This window comes from Teichococcus oryzae, assembly GCF_008386565.1.
Lineage (GTDB): Bacteria > Pseudomonadota > Alphaproteobacteria > Acetobacterales > Acetobacteraceae > Pseudoroseomonas > Pseudoroseomonas oryzae.
Genome location: NZ_VUKA01000004.1, coordinates 90021 through 109028, shown reverse-complemented (window position 1 = coordinate 109028; position 19008 = coordinate 90021). Strand labels below are relative to the sequence as shown.

Here is a 19008-nt window from a genome sequence, read left to right as displayed (position 1 = left end):
GGTGCTCGCGAAAGGCGGTTCACAGCAGGGAGCCCTGCTCGGGGGCCGCGGCGGAGGCATCCGGGCGGCGGCGGGGCGGGGTGCGGGGCGGCGCCTCGCCCTCGGCCACGAGGTCGCGGCTGCCGTCATGCAGCGTGGCCGTGACGCGGGCGCCGGGCGCGATGGCGGCGGCGCTGGTGAGCGGCTCGCCCTCAGCGTCGCGCAGCAGTGCGAAGCCGCGCGCCAGCACGCCCTGGTAGGATGCCCCTTCCAGCCGGGCAGAAAGCCCATCCAGCCGCAGCCGGCCTTCGCGCAGGCGGGCGGCGACGCGCGGCGCCGGGTCGGGCAGGCGGTGCAGCACGGTCTGCCGGCGCTCCAGCAGGCGTTGCAGGGCGGCGCCGGCGGCGGGGATGCGGGCCAGCCGGGCATGGGCCTGGGCGGTGAGGCGATGCAGCCCGGCGGTGGCGCGGTGTTGCAGCAGGCCCAGGCCGTGGCGGTGCCGCGCCAGGGTTTCCCGTGGATGCGGCAGGCGGTGGCCCACCGCGTCCAGCGCGCCGCGCTTGCGGGCGATCAGCGCGGCCGGCGCCAGGGCCAGGCGCTCCGTCCGGTCATCCAGGCGCTGGCGGGCGGCGCCCACCAGGCCGGGCAGGTCGGGCATCCGCGCCTCGACCCGGGACAGGCGCAGCCGGGCACGGTCCATCGAGGCCTGGCCGCATTGCACCAGCCGCGCCGCCGTTTGCGCGATGGCGGCCATGAGGTCGGTGCGGGAAGGCACCGCCAGCTCGGCGGCGGCGGTCGGGGTGGGGGCGCGGCGGTCGGAGGCGAAGTCGATCAGCGTGGTGTCCGTCTCGTGGCCCACCGCCGAGATCAGCGGGATCGGGCAATCGGCGACTGCGCGGATCACCACCTCCTCGTTGAAGGCCATCAGGTCCTCCAGGCTGCCGCCGCCGCGCGCCACGATCAGCACGTCCGGGCGCGGCAGGTGGCGGGGTAGGCGGGAAAAGCCGCGGATCGCCTCGGCGATGCGCTCGGCCGCGCCCTGGCCCTGCACCGGCACCGGCCACAGGATGACATGGCGGGGAAAGCGCCGCGCGATCGTGGTGCGGATGTCCTGGATCACCGCGCCCTTCTCGGAGGACACCACGCCCACCACCCTCGGCAGCAGCGGCAGCGGCTTCTTGGCGGCCTCGTCGAACAGGCCCTCGGCGCCGAGCTTCTTGCGCAGCGCCTCGACGCGGGCGAGCAGCGCGCCTTCGCCGGCGAATTCCAGCCGGTCGATGATCAGCTGGTAGTCGGAGCGCTCGCCATAGGAGGACACCTTGCCGGTGGCGATGACCTCTATGCCGTTCTCCGGGCGCAGCGACAGGCGCGGCACGGCGAAGCGCCAGATGATGGCGCGGATCTTCGCCCCCTCATCCTTCAGCGCCAGGTAGATGTGGCCGGACGGGTAGGCCTTCAGCTCGGTGATCTCGCCGCGGATGCGCACCCGGCCGAACGTGCCCTCCAGCGTGCGCTTGATCGCGCCGCTGATCTCGCTGACGGTGAATTCGGGGGCGTTGGTGCGGGGGCGCGCGCCCTCGGGAGAGTCGGTGTCCATGCCGGCCCATTATGCGCCAGCGGCGGAGCGGCGGCCAGCCGCCCCCTTTCCCCGGCCCGGCGGCGCCCCGGCAACCGGCCTCAATCCCGCTTTTCCGGCATCAGCGCCTCGTCCATGGCGAGTGCCCGCCGCGCCGCCGGGCGCCCGGACAGCTTGCTCCAGTAGCGCTCCAGCGCCGGCCGCTTTTCCAGCGTGCCGAAATGCATGCCCCAGCCGATCTGCGAGCCGAGATACAGATCGGCGGCGCTGAACCGGTCCCCCGCCAGGAAGCCGCCATCCTGCACGGCGTATTCCAGCATGTTCATCACATCCGCCATGCAGCCATAGCCCACCAGGGCGCGCTGCTCCTCGCCGGGGGCAACGCCCATCGCGGCATCGGCCACCGCGGCCTCCACCGGGCCGGCGCCGAAGAACAGCCAGCGGTAATAGGCGCCGCGCGCCGGATCGCCCGGCGGCGGCGCGAGGCCGGCTTCGGGAAAGGCATCGGCCAGATAGGCGCAGATGGCCGCACTCTCGGTGACCACCACCTTGCCGTGGCGGATCATCGGAACCTTGCCCATCGGGTTCAGCGCCGTGAAGGCCGGCGCCTTCATCGCCGGCCCGTAGCCGATGATCTCGGTCCGGTAGGGAACGCCGAGCTCCTCCAGCATCCAGCGCACGATGCGCCCGCGCGACATGGGGTTGGTGTAGAAGACGAGGTCCTGGGCCATCGCTTTTTTCTCCCTTACAGCCGGCCGGGCCGGCCCGAGGCATGACGGCGAAGCCGCCATGGGCTGACGCGGCGGCCGTGCCATGCTAGCGCGGCGCCGTTGCGGAGAGGGATGAAGGATGAAGGTTCTCCTGGTGGGCGGCGGCGGTCGCGAGCATGCGCTGGCCTGGGCGCTGTCCGGCTCTCCGCTGCTGGGCAAGCTGTGGTGCGCCCCAGGCAATGCCGGCATCGCCGAGATCGCCGAATGCGTCGCCATCGGCGCCGAGGATGTCACGGGGCTTCTCGCCTTCGCGCGCGAACAGGGCGTGGACCTGGTGGTGGTGGGGCCGGAGGCGCCGCTGACGCTGGGCCTCGCCGATGCCTGCGCCGAGGCCGGCATCCGCTGCTTCGGCCCCAGCGCGGCGGCGGCGAAGCTGGAAGGCAGCAAGGCCTTCACGCGGGAGGTGGCGACCGCCGCCGGCGTGCCGGGCGCCGAATGGGCGCAGTTCACCGACCCCAACGCCGCCCGCGCCTATGTCCGGCAGAAGGGCGCGCCCATCGTGGTCAAGGCCGATGGCCTCGCCGCCGGCAAGGGCGTGGTGGTGGCCGAGACCGTGGAGCAGGCCGAGGCCGCCATCGCCGCCATCATGGAGGACCGGGTGCATGGCGCCGCCGGCGCCACGGTGCTGATCGAGGAATGCCTGCTGGGGCAGGAAGTGTCCTTCTTCGCCCTGTGCGACGGGGAGGTGGCGCTGCCCATGGCGGCGGCGCAGGACCACAAGCGGGTGGGGGATGGCGACACCGGCCCGAACACCGGCGGCATGGGCGCCTATTCGCCGCCCCCCGCCTTCACCGCCGACATCGAGACCCAGGTGATGGAGCGCATCATCCGCCCCACCCTGGCGGAGATGGCGCGGCGCGGCGCCCCGTTCCGCGGCGTGCTGTTCGCCGGGCTGATGCTGACGGAGCAGGGGCCGAAGCTGATCGAGTTCAATGTCCGCTTCGGCGACCCGGAATGCCAGGTGCTGATGCTGCGGCTGCAATCGGATCTGCTGGCTGCCCTGGCGGCGGCCTGCGACGGCACGCTGGACCAGGCCGAGCTGCGCTGGTCGCGGGAAGCGGCCATGGTGGTGGTGATGGCGGCGCAAGGCTATCCCGGCGCCTACCGCAAGGGCAGCGTGATCGAGGGGCTGGAACAGGCGGCGCAGGTTCCGGGCGCCCAGGTCTTCCACGCCGGCACGGCGCGGGGTGATGACGGCGCGCTGGTCGCCACGGGCGGGCGGGTGCTGGGCATCGCCGCGAGCGGCGCCACGCTGGGCGCGGCGCGCGACGCCGCCTATGCGGCGGTGGACGCCGTGCGCTGGCCCGACGGCTTCTGCCGCCGCGACATCGGCTGGCGCGCCCTTTGAGTTGAGGGAGGGGGGCGCCGCGCCCCTCAGCTTCCTTCGGCCAGCCGCTTTTCCAGAGCCCGCCGCATCTCGGCGGCGGTGTAGGGCTTGCTGATCACGCCCGACGTCTTGAACCGCTCGGGGAAGGCGTCGGCCTCGCCATAGCCGGTGGCGAAGACGAAGGGCACCCCGTGGGCCCGCAGCGCATCGGCCACCGGGAAGCTGTTTTCCCGCCCCAGATTGACGTCGAGCAGGGCGATGCGCGGCGGCGCATGCTCCAGCAGCCGCAGCGCCGCCTGGACCGAGCTGGCGACATCCACCGCCTCGGCCCCCATGCGCCGGAGCTGGTCCTCGGCATCCATGGCAATCAGCAGGTTGTCCTCCACCAGCAGCACGCGGCCGGACAGGGAAAAGGCATCCGGGCGCGCCTCGCCACGGGGCGGTGGCTGCGGCTGGGCCGGCGCGGGGGTGGCGGGCGCGCTGCCACGTCGCACGCAATCCGCCGGCAGGAGGAAGCGCGCCTCCAGCCCCGCCAGGTTGTAGTGCAGCTCGGCCTCGCCATTCAGGTCATGGGGCAGGGCGCGCTCCACGATGGTGGTGCCGAAGCCCTTGCGCAGCGGCGGCTTGACCGGCGGGCCGTTCTCCTCGGTCCAGAAGATCTCCAGCGCTTCCTCCGGGGTGAACCGCCAGCGCAGCAGCACCCGGCCTTGCCTGTCGCACAACGCGCCGTATTTGGCGGCATTGGTCATCAGCTCATGCACCACCAGCGCCATGGTGGTGTAGGCGGCGGGCTCCAGCAGGGCCGGGGGGCCGGACAGGATGACGCGGTCTTGGTTTCCGTTGAGATAGGCCTCGGCCTCGGCCACCACCAGGTCGCGCAGCGGGGCGGGCTGCCAGCGATCGGTGTTGATCTGGTCATGCGCGCGGGCCAGGGCCTGGATGCGGCCGCCCACCATGTCGCCGAATTCCTCCACCGTGGCGGCGTGGCTGCGGCTTTGCGTCACCAGGCCGCGGATCAGGCCCAGGATGTTGCGCACGCGGTGGTTCAGCTCGGCGATCAGGATTTCCTGCCGTTCCTGCGCCACGCGCCGCTCGCGCTCAGCCATGTCGGTGAGCTGGAGGACCACCTCCAGCAGCGTGACGCGCAGCCGCTCGGCCATCACCAGGTCGCTCTGGCTCCAGAGGCGGCTTTGCCCTTCCACGGTCTGCTGCCATGCCGCGAAGCTTTTGCGCGGCGTCAGCCGGGCGCCGTTGGGGCCCAGCGTCACCGGCTTCTGGGGGTCGCCGGCCCAGGTCACGGAATGGGTCACGGCGCGGCGGAAGAACACCAGGTAGTCGCGCGGGCTGCGCGACAGCGGGATGGCCAGCACCCCGGCGGCGCGGTCGGCGAAATCGGCGGCCTCCGGGTACATCTCCCCCAGCCTGTGGGTGGCATAAACCCGGCCCGAGGCGGCGCGGTTCAGGTAGCGGATGATGCCGGCGAATTCCTCCGCCGTGGGCGAATGGCCGCGCAGCGCGGTGCCGCCCTTGCTCCACAGCCCGATGCCGTCGCAGGGGATCACCTCCGACAGCATTTCCAGGAACTCGGCCAGAGAGCGGTTGCCGGGGCGCATGGCGCCCAGCGCGGCCATCAGCTGCTGGTGGACGCGGTTGGCCTCGGCGTCGCGCGCCTGTTCCTGTTCCCGTTCCCGCGATTCCAGCACCAGGGAGAAGATCTGCCCGAACAACTCGGCCGCCGTGCGCCGCTCGAACGGCACGCGCAGCGCCTCGTTGTGGTGGCAGGCGATCAGGCCCCACAGCCGCCCCTTGCGCAGCACCGAGATCGACATGGAGGAGCGCACGCCCATGTTGCGCAGGTATTCGACATGGATCGGCGACACCGAGCGCAGCACCGACAGCGACAGGTCGAGCGGCTGCCCGTGGCTGTCCAGCAGGGGCAGCACCGGCACCGGCGGCACCTCGGTGTCGGCGATCAGGCGGAGCAGGTTGCGCTCATACAGGATGCGCGCCTGGCGCGGGATGTCGGAGGCCGGAAAGCGGTGGCTCATGAAGGAAGCCTGGAAGGAGGCGGCCGATTCCGCGATCACCTCCCCCGCGCCGTCATGGTCGAAGCGGTAGAGCATGACGCGGCTGAAGCCGGTCAGGCCGCGGATCTGCCGCACCGCCTCGCGGCAGATGTTCTCGAAGCCGTCGGCCTGGTGGAGGCGCGCGATCATGCCGCGCACGGTGGTGCCGGCTTCCAGCCCGTCCTCGAGGTCGGAAGGTTCGCCCTCCAGGACAATGCTTTCCCCCACCATGTGGATGGCGAGGTCATAGGCGATGCCGCCTTCCTGCAGCACGACGCCAAAGACGCGCTCCACCGTGTCGGGGCCGCGCAGCAGGTGCAGCAGGCCGCCGATCCGGTGCATCGCCCCGGGCAGCAGCAGGGCGTTCAGCGGCTCGCCCAGCAGGGCTTCCGGAGCCTGGCCGAGATGCTCCGCGACATTGGCGGAAGCGCGCCGCACCACCCAGTCATTGCCGACCGCCACCAGGAAGCCGATGGGCTGGATGCCGCCCAGCAGGTGGATCGGCTCGCGGTCGCAATTGGTGAGGTCCACGCCGCGGGGCAGGTCGACCTGGCTGAACGGATCATTCATGAAACGGCAACTCTGGGGATGTCCTGGGGATGGGGCGCGGCGGGGGTCACGCCGGTCCTGAGGGCGTCAAGAAAGACCTGGAAGGCCAGCCGCGCGCCGTCGGCGGCGGCGGCCCAGCTGCCCGGATCGGGCAGTTCCTGGTCCAACAGGGCCAGGAACCCGGCCCAGCCGGCAGGACCGGGCTGGTGGGACAGATAGGCAAAGGCACCGCATTCCGCCAGGGCTGGCCCCGCCTGCGCCTGCCGCAGCAGCATCGTGTTGCCGAGCCGGGAGCCCTCCAGCACATAGGCCGCGCCCAGCGCCGCCGCGCCCGGCGCGATGGGCGGCACCGGCAATGGCGCGGGCACCGGCTCGCCGAGCCGCGTCAGGTCCGCCTGCAACGCCGCCGCCCGCCGCCGGCGGGGCCAGTCCGGCAGCATCGCCGCCAGCCCGGCGGCGTCCAGCGCCGCTTCCAGCCCCGGCAGGGCACGCGCATGCACGCCGAGGAAGCGGGCATAGCCGGGCAGGGTGGAAAGATCATGCGCGCCGCCCAGGCGGTCGGCCTCGGCATGAAGCGCCGCCGTGGCTTCCCGCAGGTGCCATCGCGGGCCGGACCGGCGGCTTCCGGGCACGGCCGTCATGCCGGCCATCCCGAAGGGAGCGGGCGGGAAGCCAGGGCTGGAATGCCCGGGGAAGGGTGGATCATCCGGTGCGGCAGGAAAGGCATGCCGTGACCAATCCGCCCGGTTGTGGCAGGAGGCAAGGGAAAATGGCGCTTCCGCGCATCCTGCCCCCACCCATCCACCTTCCGGACGGCCAGCAGCATGGATCTCCCGAGTCACCGCCCCGCCACGCCGCAGAATGCCCATTGGCGCCCCGAGGGCTGCCGCCGCGTGGCGCTGGTGCTGCAGGGCGGCGGCGCGCTCGGCGCCTATCAGGGCGGGGTGCATGAGGCGCTGGTCGAGGCGGGCATGGAGCTGGACTGGATCGCCGGCGTGTCGATCGGCGCCATCAACGGCGCGCTGATCGCCGGCAACCCGCCCGGGCGCCGGGCCGAGGCGCTGCGCCTGTTCTGGGAGCGCATCACCCGCGACCGCATCCACGACCTGCTGCCCGATGGCGACCTGACACGGCAATGGCGGCATGAGCTTTCGGCGCTGATGACCATGGCGCAGGGCCAGCCGGGCTTCTTTGCGCCGAATGTGCCAAATCCCTGGTTTTCCCTGCCGGGCGCCAGGACGGCCACAGCCTTCTACAACAACGCGCCGCTGCGCGAGACCTTGCGGGAACTGGTGGATTTCGACCGGCTGAACGATGGAAGCATCCGCTTCTCGGTTGGCGCGGTCAACGTGGCCACGGGCAATTTCGCCTTCTTCGACAGTGCCCGCACCAGGATCACGCTGGATCACGTGGTGGCCTCCGGCGCCTTGCCCCCAGCCCTGCCTATGGTGCGGATCGGCACCGAATATTTCTGGGATGGCGGGCTGGTGTCGAACACGCCGTTGCAGCACCTCCTGGAGAACCTGGAAGGCCGCAACACCCTGGCCTTCCAGGTGGACCTGTTCAGCGCCAGCGGCCGCGTGCCGCGCTCCATGCCGGGCGTGCTCTCGCGCGAGAAGGACATCCGCTATTCCAGCAGGACCCGCGCCGTGACGAATTTCTACCGCCGCATCCGCTCGCTGGAGATCGCCCTGAAGCAGGCGCTGGAGCAGATCCCCGACGAACAGCTGGACGAGGCGCAGCGGCGCGAAAAGGAGCGGCTGCGGCGGCTGCCCGAGGTGGTGATCCTGCAGCTGATCTATCAGCAGCAGGCCTATGAGGGGCAGGCGAAGGATTACGAATTCTCCGCCACCGCGATGCGCGAGCACTGGGCCCTGGGGCTGGAGGACACCCGCGCCACGCTGCGGCACGGGCAATGGCTGGCCATGCCGCCGGAAGGCAGCGGAATCCAGGTGCATGACGTCCATCGCGGTGAATAAGGGCGCCGCGCCGGCGGCCCTGGCCGACCTTCAGGGCGCGGGCCGGGGCGCGCCGAAAAAGATCACCCACACCTTGAAGCCTTCCGTGAAGCTTTCGAAGCGGTGGGGAACATGGGCGGGCACGTAAAGCAGGTCGCCCGGGCCGAACTCCACCACCTCCTCGTCGCGGCGGAAGCGTCCGCTGCCGGCCGCCACGATGTACAGCTCGTCCCGGTCATGCGGCAGCTGGCCGTCGGCGCCGATGGGGGCGTACAGCTCCACCGTGATCGCATCGCCACGCTCGAACAGGGTGGCGAACGGATTATTGGCCGAAAGGCGCCGCGCCGCATTGGCCAGCGTGACCTGAAGGTCGCTCGCGGAATGGCAGGACATGACGGCGTGGCCTCCCGTTGACGAGGGCCAGCCTAGGGAGGAGTGGGCGGAAAAACCAACAGGATTGAACCTTTCCGCCCCCTTCGCGTCACCTGGCCCTGTTCAGCCGCCCGGCGGGTCCCAGGCGCGCACCGGCGGAAGGTTGCCGGTGAACTTCTCCACCTCCAGCGTGGTGAGCTGCCCGGTGCAGCCCTGCGCCAGGCGCGAGGTGCCGACATCACGCGTCAGCACGTTCGGGTTGCCATGGACGCAGAGCGGATTGTCCTCCGCCGGGTCCTCGGGGTCATACCATGCGCCTGTCGCGAGCTGCACCACCCCCGGCATCAGCGCCTCCGACAGGGAAGCGGAGGCGAGACAGGCGCCGCGCTCGTTGAACAGCCGCACGATGTCACCCTCGGCGATGCCGCGCGCGGCGGCGTCCCGCGGGTGGATGCGCATCACCTCGCGCCCGCGCCGCTTGGCGTTCTCGCTGGTGCCGCCGAAATCGAGCTGGCTGTGCAGCCGCGTCGCCGGCTGGTTGGCCACCAGCCAGAGCGGCTGGCGGGCATCGGGCACATCGCCATAGGGGATGAAGGCCGGGTGGCCCGGGCAGTCCGGATAGCCGAAGCCATAGATGGTCTCGGAAAAGATCTCGATCCTGCCGGACGGGGTCGGCAGGGGGTGCCCGGCCGGGTCGTCGCGGAAGGCGCGGACGATGCCGCCATCATCCTCCTCCATCGGCAGCTTCAGCTCGCCCGCTTCCCAGAATTCCTCGAAGGACGGGGCGGGCTCGCCGCGCGCGGCGATGGCGGCGCGGGTCTTCTCGTACAGGTGGCGCAGCCAGCCCTGGGCGTCCCGGCCCTCGGTGAAGGCGTCCTCCTTGCCGAGCCGCGCGGCGAGGTCGGCGAAGATGCTGTAATCGTCGCGCGACAGGCCAAAGGGCTCGGCCAGCCGGTGCATGGCGATCAGCAGGTCGTCCTGCGGGGAGCCGCCGATATCCTCGCGCTCCAGCGTCATGGTGCAGGGCAGGACGATGTCGGCATGGCGCGCCGTGGCGGTCCAGGCGGTTTCATGCACCACCAGCGTGTCCACCGCGGCGAAGGCGCGGCGCAGGCGGTTCAGGTCCTGGTGGTGGTGGAAGGGGTTGCCGCCGGCCCAGTAGACCAGCCGGATATCGGCGTAGCGGCGCTGCTGCCCGTTGTAGTCATAGGTGCCGCCGGGGTTCAGCAGCAGGTCGGAGATGCGCGCCACGGGAATGAAGTCGGCCACCGTGTTGCGGCCCTGCGGCAGCGCCCCGATCGGCACCGCCGCGTTGCGCTTGCCGTAATGCGCAATAGAGCCAAGCGCGTAGTTGAAGCCGCCGCCCGGCAGGCCGTGCTGGCCCAGCATGGCGGCCAGCACCACCGCCATCCACACCGGCTGCTCGCCATGCTCGGCGCGCTGCAGGGAATGCGCCATGGTGATCAGCGTGCGCGTCGCCGCCGCGTCCCGCGCCAGCTGCGCGATGGTCGCGGCCGGGATGCCGCAGATGGCGGCGGCCCAGGCGGCGTCCTTGGGCTGGCCATCCGTGCGGCCCAGCAGATAGGGCTCGAACCGGTCATAGCCGGTGCAGAACTTCGCCAGGAAGGCGGTGTCGTGCAGCCCCTCGGCCACCAGGGTATGCGCCATGCCCAGCATCAGCGCGGTGTCGGTGCCGGGATGGATCTGCAGCCATTCGGCGCGCGCCTCCTCCGGCAGGTCATCCTTCAGCGGCCCGATCAGCACGAAGCGGCAGCCGCGCTCGGCGGCCGCCTTCATGGAGGGGCGCTCGATATGCTTCGACACGCCGCCGGAGGCGACCGCGCTGTTCTTCACCGCCATGCCGCCAAAGGCGAGGCACAGCCCGGTGTGCTCGACGATCTGCCCCCATGTGACGTTGCGCTTGGCCACCGGGTCCATCGGCCCGATGACATGCGGCAGGATCACCGCCGAGGCCCCGGCGCTGTAGGAATTGACCGAGCGGACATAGCCGCCCATCACCGTGTTCAGGAAGCGGTGCACCTGGCTTTGCGCATGGTGGAACCGCCCCGCCGAGGCCCAGCCATAGGAGCCGCCGAAGATCGACCCCGGCCCATGCGCCTCGCCCACCCGCTTCAGCTCGCCAGCCAGCAGGTCCAGCGCCTTGTCCCAGGACACCGCGACGAACTCGTCCCGGCCGCGCATGCGGTCCGGCCCGGGGCCGCGCTCCAGCCAGCCCTTGCGCACCATGGGGGTGGCGATGCGGGCGCGGTGGCGCAGCGCCTTGGGGAAGTTCTGCAGGATGGGGGAGGGATCGGGGTCGGCGGGATGCGGCTCCACCACCAGCTCATCGCCCCGCCAGCCGGCGCGGAACGCGCCCCAGTGCGAGGAGTGCGGCTTCATGGCCACATCGTTCCGCTCTTTCACCTCCGACATCCGGCCCCTCCATCCCTTATGCTGCCGCAGAATGGGGCCATTGGGGCGGGCTGTCACCCTGTCACGCGCGCAGCTCATCTCTCGCCTTTCGCGCGCAAGGGTTGTATCCGCGCCGGAAGGGCGCATCTGCGCATTCCGCGAAGATCCAGCCTGAGGAGCGAATGGCGTGGCGCTGCTGCTGAACATCCTGTGGAACGTTCCGGGGCTGGGCTTCATCCCCGCCCTGTTCTGGCTGCTGGCGGCGGTGATCATGGCGCTGACGGTGATCGGGCTGCCCTGGGCGCGCGCCTGCCTGATGCTGGCCGGCTACAGCTTCATGCCCTTCGGCCGCCGCCTCGTCTCGCGGGAGGAGCTGACCGGCGCGCCTTCCTTCGGCACCGGGCCGCTCGGCGTCATCGCCAATGTGCTGTGGTTCCTGCTGGCGGGGATCTGGCTCTGCATCTCCCACCTGACGCTGGCGGCGGCGGCGGCGGTGACCATTATCGGCCTGCCCTTCGCCTGGGCGCATCTGAAGCTGGCCGCCGCCTCGCTGTTCCCGGTGGGCAAGCGGGTGGTGCCGAACGAGGTCGCGGACGCGGTTGAGTTCGGCCAGGGCCGCGTCGCCCTCGACCGGCTGCGGGAGGGTTCTGGGGAGCGTCCGTGGAAGCAGCGGTGACCGACGCCGACATCCTGGTGGTGGGGGCCGGCGCCGCCGGCATCGCCGCCGCCCGCGCCGTGCGCGAAGCGGGAAGCAGCGTGCGGGTGCTGGAAGCGCGCCGCCGCCCTGGCGGCCGCGCCTGGACCGACCCCGGCACGCTGGGTGCTCCGTTCGATTATGGCGCGACCTGGCTGCACCAGGCCGAGGAGAACGGCCTGGCCCGGCTGGCGGAAGGGGGCTTCGACCATGATTCGGTGCGCAGCCACCGCTGCCATATCGATGGCCGCCCCGCCGGCGCCACGGAAATCGCGCAATATGATGCCGCCTATGCCGCCTTCCATCCGCGCCTGAGGTCGGCGCGGGACGCCGCGCCGCCGGATGCCTCCGCCGCGGATTTCGCCCCGCGCGGCGGCTATTGGGACGCCACGGTGGCGCATTGGGAAGGGCCGGTGATCTGCGCGGCGCCGTTGGCCGCGATGGATCTGCGGGATTTCCTCGATACCCAGCTGAGCGGACCGAACCTGTTGCTGCCGGAGGGCATCGGCGCGCTGCTGGAAGGGCTGGCGGCGGAGCTGCCGGTCACCTACGGGGCGCCGGTGCGCCGCCTGCGCTGGCAGGATGCGGGCGGCGTGGTGGCGGAAGGCGATTTCGGCCGGCTTGTCGCCCGCGCCGCCATCGTGACCGCGCCCACCGCCGTGCTGGCCGCCGGCACCATCCGCTTCGATCCCGACCTGCCGCCGGAAACCGGGCAGGCGATCCATGACCTGCCGCTGGGCCTGCTGAACAAGGTCGGGCTGCGCGCCGCCGGGGCGGACCGCCTGGGCCTCGCCCCCTTTGCCGGGCTGGAGCGCCGGGTGGAGCGGGAGGACGAGGCGGCGATGACCTTTATCGCCTGGCCCTTCGCGCGGGACCACATGATGGGCTTCATCGGCGGGGAGGCGGCCTGGGCGCTTTCCCGCCAGGGGCCGGAAAAGGGCCCCGCCGCCCTGCTGGACCACGCCTTCGCCGAACTGGCCCTGTCCCTCGGCCCGCGTGCCGCGCGCGCCCTGCGGCGGGAGCCGGCGCTGGCCAGCGACTGGGGCAACGATCCCTGGTCGCTCGGCGCCTATTCCCACGCCAGGCCGGGCCGCGCCGATGCCCGCCGCATCCTGGGGCAGCCCCTGGCCGGAGGGCGGCTGTGCTTCGCGGGGGAAGCGTGCCATCCGCGCCTCGCCGCCACGGTCGGTGGCGCCTGGGCCAGCGGCGAGCAGGCCGCCGCCCTGGCGCTGGCCGCCCGATGAGCGAGGCGGCGGTCCGCGAGGCCACGCCCCTCGCCACGGCGGAGGCCCGGTTCGAGCGGGAAGGCGACCTGCTGCGCTTCGGCGGCGCGCTGACCACGCGGCAGGCGCCGCGCATCTGGGCCGCCGCGCTGCGCGCCGCCAAGGGCGCGCGCCGGATCGACCTCGCCTCCGTGACCGTGCTCGACACCACCGGCGCCACCCTGGTGCTGCATGCCGCGGCGCCGGAGGACGCGGTGGTGGAGGGCGCCAGCGCGCCGGTGGCGGCAGTGCTGGAGCGCGCCCGCGCCGCCCTGTCCGCGCCGCGTCCGCGCGCCGCACCGCCGCCGTTGCCGGTGGTCGGAAGGGTGGGGGCCTGGGGCGTGGCCGGGCTGCGTCGCGCGCGCGCCGGCATCGGCTTCCTGGGCGAGACGGCCGCCATGGCCGCCGCCGTGCTGGGGCATCCGCGCCGGCTGCGCTTCGCCGACCTGCTGCGCCACCTGGATGAGGCGGGGTTGCGCGCCTTTCCGCTGACCGTGCTGCTCGGCACGCTGATCGGCGTGATCCTGGCCTTCCAGTCCTCCATCCCGATGCGGATGTTCGGCGCCGAGATCTACATCCCGCCTCTGGTCGGCATCTCGCTGATCCGCGAACTGGGGCCGCTGATCGCCGCGGTGATCCTGTCGGGCCGCACCGGCTCCGCCTTCGCCGCCGAGCTGGGCACCATGACGGTGAACGAGGAGGTGGATGCGCTGCGCATCATGGGCGTCGAGCCGGTGGCCATGCTGGTGTTGCCGCGCCTGCTGGCGGCGGCGCTGGTGATGCCGGTGCTGACGCTGCTGATGAACCTGTCGGGACTGCTGGGCATGACCGCCGTGATGTACGGGCTGGGCTTCCCGACGCCGCTGGTGGTCACGCAGCTTGAGCAATGGCTGACCCTGGGCAGCCTGCTCGGCGGGCTGGGCAAGTCGGTGTTCTTCGGCATCGTGATCGCCGGGATCGGCTGCCGCGCCGGGCTGCTGGCCGGGCGTGGGCCGCGCGCGGTGGGCGATGCGGCGACCTCCGCCGTGGTGGGGGGCATCGTGTCCACCGTGGTGCTGGACGGCCTGTTCGCCATCCTGTTCTTCCGGCTGAACTGGTGAGCATGGAAACGCCCGACATCCACCGCACGGCGGTGGCCGATCCGGTGGTGGAGGCCGAGGGCCTCGCCATGGCCTTTCCCGGCAACACGCTGTTCCGCGACGTGTCCTTCCAGGTCGGCCGGGGCGAGGTGTTCGTGATCCTGGGCGGCTCCGGCTGCGGCAAGTCCACCTTGCTGAAGCTGCTGATCGGGCTGCACCAGCCGACCGCCGGCCAGATCCGCATCCTGGGCGAGGACCTGCTGGGGGCCGGCGGCCGGACCCGGCGGGATCTGCTGTCCCGCTTTGGCGTGATGTGGCAATCCGGCGCGCTGTTCGGCTCCATGACCCTGCTGGAGAACGTGATGCTGCCGCTGGAGGAGCATACCCGCCTGCCGCCCGCCGCGCGGGAGGAGGTGGCGCGGCTGAAGCTCGGCCTGGTCGGGCTGTCCGAGGCCGCCGACCGGCTGCCGGCGGAAATCTCCGGCGGCATGGCCAAGCGTGCCGGCATCGCCCGCGCCATGGCCCTCGACCCGCCGCTGTTGTTCCTGGACGAGCCCTCGGCCGGGCTGGACCCGATCACCTCGGCCGGCCTGGACCGGCTGATCCAGGACCTGGCGCGCGACCTCGGCACCACCTTCGTGGTGGTGACGCATGAGCTGCAAAGCATCCTGGCGATCGGCGACCGCTGCATCATGCTGGACAAGCAGGCCCAGGGCATGATCGCCGAGGGCGACCCCCGCGAACTGCGCGACCACGGAACCCATCCGACGGTGCGCGCCTTCTTCCGCCGGGAGGCGGCCTGAGCCATGTCCCCGAACCGCAGCCTCTATATCCGCGTCGGCGCGCTGATCCTGGCCGGGGCCGCGCTGTCGCTCGGCTTCCTGTTGTTCCTGACCGGCGGGGGCCTGCGCAGCCAGAGCCTGATCTTCGAGACCTACCTGGCGGAAAGCGTCACCGGCCTGGAGGTGGGCGCCCCGGTGCGCTACCGCGGCGTGCAGATCGGCCAGGTCAGCGAGATCGGGCTGGTCAACGCGGAATACCCACCCGATTCCCGCAGCGTCGCGCTGGAAGCCTTCCAGCTGGTGCTGGTGCGCCTGGCCATCGACCCCGAGCGCGCCACGCTGCGCGACGAGGAGGCCGGCCGGCGCGCGGTGCAGCGCGGCCTGCGCGCCAAGCTGTCGAGCCAGGGCATCACCGGCCTGGCCTATATCGAGCTGGATTTCGTCAACGTCACCCGCTTTCCCGGCGGCGGCGAATATCCCTGGACGCCCAGCTATGCCGTGATCCCTTCCATCCCCTCCACCGTGGCGCAGGTGCAGAACGCCGCCGAGGCGATCCTGAACCGCATCCAGCAGGTGCCGCTGGAGGAATTGCTGCATGGCGTCACTGATGTGGTCGGGCTGGTCAAGGCGCAGGTCGAGGATGGCGATTTCGCCCGGACCCTGGCGGAAGCCGCGGCCACGCTGACGGCGCTGCGCCGCATCCTGGAAGGCTCCGACCTGCCGGCCCTGGTGACGGAGCTGCGCGGCGTCACCGCCGATCTCCGCACCCTGGTGGGCGGGCCGGACACCAAGGCCGCGCTGGCCTCGGCCGCCGGCGCCGCCAATGAACTGCGGCAAAGCCTGCAGCGCCTGCCAGCGGTGATCAACGCGCTGGAGCAGACGGCGCGTTCCGCCCGCAACACCACCCAGGACACCAGCGCCGAGCTGGGCCCGCTGCTGCGCGATCTGCGCGCCACGGTGGGCAATCTGCGCGACACCACCGAAACCTTGCGGCGCGCGCCCGGGCAGGTGCTGTTCGGCGCCCCGCCGCCGCCCCGCTGAAGCCGCCCCTGACCCTGCTCCGAGCCGGAGGAATGATGCGACGCCGATCCCTGCTGCTGGCCTTGCCCGCCTTGCCCGCCTGCTCGGTCCTGCCGTCCTATGATTACGTGGAGCCGAAACGCTTTCCGCTTGTCGCCACGCGGCCCGGAGCGCCGGCGCCGGGGCCGGCGAAGCGGGTCCTGCTGATCCGGCTGATGCGCGCGGCGCCCGGCATGGACAGCCGCGGCCTGCGCAGCCTGCGCTCCGACGGCACGGTGGCGCTGACCTTCTACGCCGAATGGACCGCGCCGCCCGCCGAACTGGCGGAGGAAGCGCTGCATCGCTGGCTCGGCGCCTCCGGCCGGTTTTCCGCCGTGACCTCTCCGGGCAGCCGCGCGCGGCCCGACCTGGTGCTGGAAAGCGAGCTGACCACGCTGGTTGCCGATCTGGGGCGGCGCGAAGCGCGGGCGGGATTCTCGGTGCTGCTGCTGCGGCAGCAGGCGGACGAGCCGAGGCCCCTGCGGCAATTCGCCATCCAGGGCCGCGCGCCCCTTCCGGCGGGGGACGAGCTGCCGCCGGAAGCGCTGGCCGAGGCCATGAACGCCGCCTTCGCCGATGCGCTGGCGGCGCTGGAGCGAAGCCTCGCCCGCTACGCCTGACATCTGTCCCATGCGGTGGCACGTCGCTTAACGCCCTGGCAAGCATCGTCCCAATAGTCTCAGAAAAGAGAATTTCGGGATCGAGATGTCATGTTTCTGAGCCATGGCCGGGGGCGGGGGAATGGCGCCGAATAGCCCCCCCGCCGATTCCTGGGACGAGGTTTGGGCCGATTACGATCAGCGCGCCATGCTGTCGCGGACCAGCCCCGGCAATGCGGCACCACCACCACGGCGGAGGCGCCGCATGCGCCTGGCCCTGCTGCTGGGGCTGGCGGCCCTGGGCGGGGCGGGGCTGGCCGGGCCGTCGCGGCCCCTGCTGGGCATGCTTCATCTTGCCTGGCGGCCGGAAGCGATGGAGCGGCTGGACTGGCCGGCCAGCATGCCGGCCCTGCCGCCCGCGCGCCCGCGCCGGCAGGACGGTTCCGCCGCACCTTACCTGAGGCAGCTGGATGCCATGCTGGCGGAAGGCTGGAACGACCCGGTGGCGCTGCGGCGCGTGGTGGAACTCCGCCATGCCTTGCCGATGCAGCGCGATCCCGCCCTGCGACCGCCGCGCACCACCTGGAGCTGGCGCCGCTGGGGCAGGGCCGAGATGACGCTGGGCGCGGCCACGGCGCCGGAACTGCGGCTGGAACTCGGATGGGTGGATGGCGGATGGCGGGTCCTGCGCGTCCTGTCGGAGTCGGTGCGCGGCGGCGCGCCGCGCGGGCCGGGCTGAACCCGCCCCGCATCCCGCCACCCGTCAGAAGCGGTAGCGGATGGCGGCGCCGATGATCCAGGGGTCGAGCTCCGCCCGTGCCCCGATGGCGCCGCCATTCACCGACACATCCGGGCGCAGGAACAGCTTCTTGGCATCCACGTTGATCAGCCAGTTCGGCGCCACCTCGTAGTCGATGCCGGCATTCAGCGCCCAGCCCCAGCTGTTCTCCACATCGACCTTGCTGACCGGCGGGGTGCGGCCGCCGCCCTCGCCATAGAACACCGTGTAGTTGACGCCGGCGCCGACATAGGGGCTCACCCGTGATTGGGGAAGCGGGTGGAACTGCACGGTCAGGGTGGGCGGCAGCGCCCAGACCCGGCCCAGATCCACCTCGCCAAGCGCCGAGCCCCCCACCTTCACGTCGTGCCGGGAGGTGGCGGCGATCAGGTTCAGCGAAAGCCGCGGCGTCACGAAATAGGTGAGGTCGAGTTGCGGTGTCACGGTGTCCGAGGCCTCGGGCTTGCCGCCGATCGCATCCACCCGGCCGCCCTTTTCCGGCAGCACGCCGATCAGGCCGAAGCCCAGCAGCAGGTCGCCCGCCTGCTTGCCCCGCACGGGCTGGCTTTGCGCCAGGGCGGCGGGCGCACCCCAAAGGGTGGCTGCCGCCAGGCCGGCGAGCAGCACCCGGTTCATCATCTTCGTCACGGCGTACCTCGTTCACTTCGGGCGGATCAAATGCCCAGGTGAAGCTAGGAGCGCCGTGAATCCCCGGCCCTGATCTGCATCAGGTGCCGGCCGCCCTTATTCCGGCTTGATGCCGGCGCGCTGGATCACCTCCCGCCAGCGGGCGATCTCGGCCAGCTGGAAGGCGCGGTATTCCTCCGGGCTGTTGGCCACGACGTCGAAGCCGATCTGCTCCAGCCGCGGCTTCACATCCGGGTGCCGCAGCGCCTCGGTCACGGCGCCGCTCAGCTTGGCCAGCAGGGGCTGCGGCAGGCCGGCGGGCGCCATCACCGCCTGCCAGGAGGTGACCACGAAATCCTCCAGCCCCGCCTCGGCGGAGGTGGGAACGTCGGGCAGGGTGGGATGCCGCTTCGAGCCGGTCACCATCAGCGCCCGCAGCCGCCCACCCTGGATGTGGCCGGACACGGTGGGCAGGTTCTGGAACGACATCTGGACATTGCCGGCGATCAGGTCGGTCGCCGCCGCCGCGCCGCCGCGATAGGGCACATGCGCCACATCCGTGCCGGTGCGCTGCTTGAACAGTTCCGTGGTCATCTGGTCGGAGGAGCCGACGCCGCTGGTCGAGTAGGACGCCTTGCCCGGGTTCTTCTTCAGCCATTCCACCAGCTCGGCGGTGGTTTTGACGGGCACCCGCTCCGGGTTCACCACCAGCACGTTGGGGGTGCTGACGGCCAGCGTCACCGGGCTGAACTCCTTCACCGGGTCATAGCCCAGGTCGGGCCGCAGCGCGGCGTTGATGGCGAAGACGCCGATCGAGCCGACCATCAGCGTGTGCCCGTCCGCCTCTGCGCGGGCGAGGGAGCGGCCCGCCACCTCGCCATTGGCGCCGGCCCGGTTCTCGGCCACCACGGGCTGGCCGATCACCTGGCTCATGCGGTTGGCGATGGCGCGGGCCACGATGTCGGAAGGGCCGCCGGCGACAAAGGGCACCAGGATGGTGACGGGGCGGCTGGGCCACCCGCCCTGGGCACGGGCGGCAGTGGTGACGAAGGGCAGGGCGAGCGGCGCGGCGGCCAGTCCCGTCAGCAGGGCGCGGCGATGCATGGGGCGGATCTCCCG

Annotated in this window: 17 protein-coding genes; 9 read left to right on the top strand and 8 right to left on the bottom strand. The window is 71.9% G+C overall.

Features of this window, described 5'->3' with window-relative positions:
• Positions 1–19: 19 nt before the first annotated feature.
• Together xseA and F0Q34_RS10885 are read right to left on the bottom strand one after the other, a co-directional pair.
• Positions 20–1576, bottom strand: a complete 1557-nt coding sequence (gene xseA / locus F0Q34_RS10890; protein WP_149812248.1) for an exodeoxyribonuclease VII large subunit — start codon at positions 1574–1576, stop codon at positions 20–22.
• A gap of 80 nt (positions 1577–1656) precedes the next feature.
• Positions 1657–2286: a glutathione S-transferase family protein gene (locus tag F0Q34_RS10885; RefSeq protein ID WP_149812247.1), complete on the bottom strand. Its 630-nt coding sequence runs from the start codon at positions 2284–2286 to the stop codon at positions 1657–1659.
• A 118-nt stretch (positions 2287–2404) separates the two neighbouring features.
• Here F0Q34_RS10885 and purD point away from each other — a divergent pair, with 118 nt between their 5' ends.
• Positions 2405–3673 (top strand): phosphoribosylamine--glycine ligase, encoded by a 1269-nt coding sequence (purD, locus tag F0Q34_RS10880; protein ID WP_149812246.1) that lies wholly within the window; start codon positions 2405–2407, stop codon positions 3671–3673.
• Between the two features lie 26 nt (positions 3674–3699).
• Here the strand turns inward: purD and F0Q34_RS10875 are convergent, their stop codons facing one another.
• Complete coding sequence (locus tag F0Q34_RS10875; RefSeq protein WP_149812245.1) at positions 3700–6288, bottom strand: HWE histidine kinase domain-containing protein; 2589 nt, start codon at positions 6286–6288, stop codon at positions 3700–3702.
• Complete coding sequence (locus tag F0Q34_RS10870; protein WP_149812244.1) at positions 6285–6908, bottom strand: biliverdin-producing heme oxygenase; 624 nt, start codon at positions 6906–6908, stop codon at positions 6285–6287. Before F0Q34_RS10870 ends, F0Q34_RS10875 begins: the two co-directional genes overlap by 4 nt.
• A 183-nt stretch (positions 6909–7091) precedes the next feature.
• Here F0Q34_RS10870 and F0Q34_RS10865 point away from each other — a divergent pair, with 183 nt between their 5' ends.
• Positions 7092–8246 (top strand): patatin-like phospholipase family protein, encoded by a 1155-nt coding sequence (locus tag F0Q34_RS10865; RefSeq protein WP_149812243.1) that lies wholly within the window; start codon positions 7092–7094, stop codon positions 8244–8246.
• Between the two features lie 30 nt (positions 8247–8276).
• Here the strand turns inward: F0Q34_RS10865 and F0Q34_RS10860 are convergent, their stop codons facing one another.
• Both F0Q34_RS10860 and F0Q34_RS10855 read right to left on the bottom strand, forming a co-directional pair.
• On the bottom strand, positions 8277–8618 hold the full coding sequence (locus F0Q34_RS10860) for a cupin domain-containing protein (RefSeq protein ID WP_149812242.1): 342 nt from the start codon (positions 8616–8618) through the stop codon (positions 8277–8279).
• Between the two features lie 102 nt (positions 8619–8720).
• Positions 8721–11030 carry a molybdopterin guanine dinucleotide-containing S/N-oxide reductase gene (locus F0Q34_RS10855; RefSeq protein WP_149812241.1) on the bottom strand — a complete coding sequence of 770 codons (2310 nt, stop codon included), beginning with the start codon at positions 11028–11030 and terminating at the stop codon, positions 8721–8723.
• Between the two features lie 166 nt (positions 11031–11196).
• On the opposite strand from F0Q34_RS10855, the gene F0Q34_RS10850 reads away from it, so the two are divergent.
• The 7 genes from F0Q34_RS10850 to F0Q34_RS10820 all read left to right on the top strand — a co-directional run bounded on the left by F0Q34_RS10850 (position 11197) and on the right by F0Q34_RS10820 (position 17223).
• Positions 11197–11685 (top strand): YccF domain-containing protein, encoded by a 489-nt coding sequence (locus tag F0Q34_RS10850; RefSeq protein ID WP_149812240.1) that lies wholly within the window; start codon positions 11197–11199, stop codon positions 11683–11685.
• Entirely contained in the window at positions 11682–12947 is a 1266-nt protein-coding gene (locus F0Q34_RS10845; RefSeq protein ID WP_161600839.1) for a flavin monoamine oxidase family protein, read from the top strand. The genes F0Q34_RS10850 and F0Q34_RS10845 overlap by 4 nt, the downstream gene beginning before the upstream one ends.
• Positions 12944–14065, top strand: coding sequence for an MlaE family ABC transporter permease (locus F0Q34_RS10840; protein WP_149812238.1), 1122 nt, complete (start codon positions 12944–12946; stop codon positions 14063–14065). Before F0Q34_RS10845 ends, F0Q34_RS10840 begins: the two co-directional genes overlap by 4 nt.
• A gap of 2 nt (positions 14066–14067) precedes the next feature.
• Complete coding sequence (locus tag F0Q34_RS10835) at positions 14068–14847, top strand: ABC transporter ATP-binding protein (RefSeq protein ID WP_149812237.1); 780 nt, start codon at positions 14068–14070, stop codon at positions 14845–14847.
• A 3-nt stretch (positions 14848–14850) separates the two neighbouring features.
• Positions 14851–15867: an MlaD family protein gene (locus F0Q34_RS10830; protein ID WP_149812236.1), complete on the top strand. Its 1017-nt coding sequence runs from the start codon at positions 14851–14853 to the stop codon at positions 15865–15867.
• A 35-nt stretch (positions 15868–15902) separates the two neighbouring features.
• A complete protein-coding gene (locus F0Q34_RS10825; protein ID WP_161600838.1) occupies positions 15903–16505 on the top strand; it encodes an ABC-type transport auxiliary lipoprotein family protein in 603 nt (200 codons plus the stop codon).
• Positions 16506–16626: 121 nt separating this feature from the next.
• Positions 16627–17223 carry a hypothetical protein gene (locus tag F0Q34_RS10820; protein WP_149812234.1) on the top strand — a complete coding sequence of 199 codons (597 nt, stop codon included), beginning with the start codon at positions 16627–16629 and terminating at the stop codon, positions 17221–17223.
• A 24-nt stretch (positions 17224–17247) separates the two neighbouring features.
• Here the strand turns inward: F0Q34_RS10820 and F0Q34_RS10815 are convergent, their stop codons facing one another.
• Together F0Q34_RS10815 and F0Q34_RS10810 are read right to left on the bottom strand one after the other, a co-directional pair.
• Positions 17248–17901: an OmpW/AlkL family protein gene (locus F0Q34_RS10815; protein WP_241665451.1), complete on the bottom strand. Its 654-nt coding sequence runs from the start codon at positions 17899–17901 to the stop codon at positions 17248–17250.
• A 105-nt stretch (positions 17902–18006) separates the two neighbouring features.
• Positions 18007–18993, bottom strand: a complete 987-nt coding sequence (locus tag F0Q34_RS10810) for a Bug family tripartite tricarboxylate transporter substrate binding protein (RefSeq protein ID WP_149812233.1) — start codon at positions 18991–18993, stop codon at positions 18007–18009.
• Between the last annotated feature and the right edge of the window lie 15 nt (positions 18994–19008).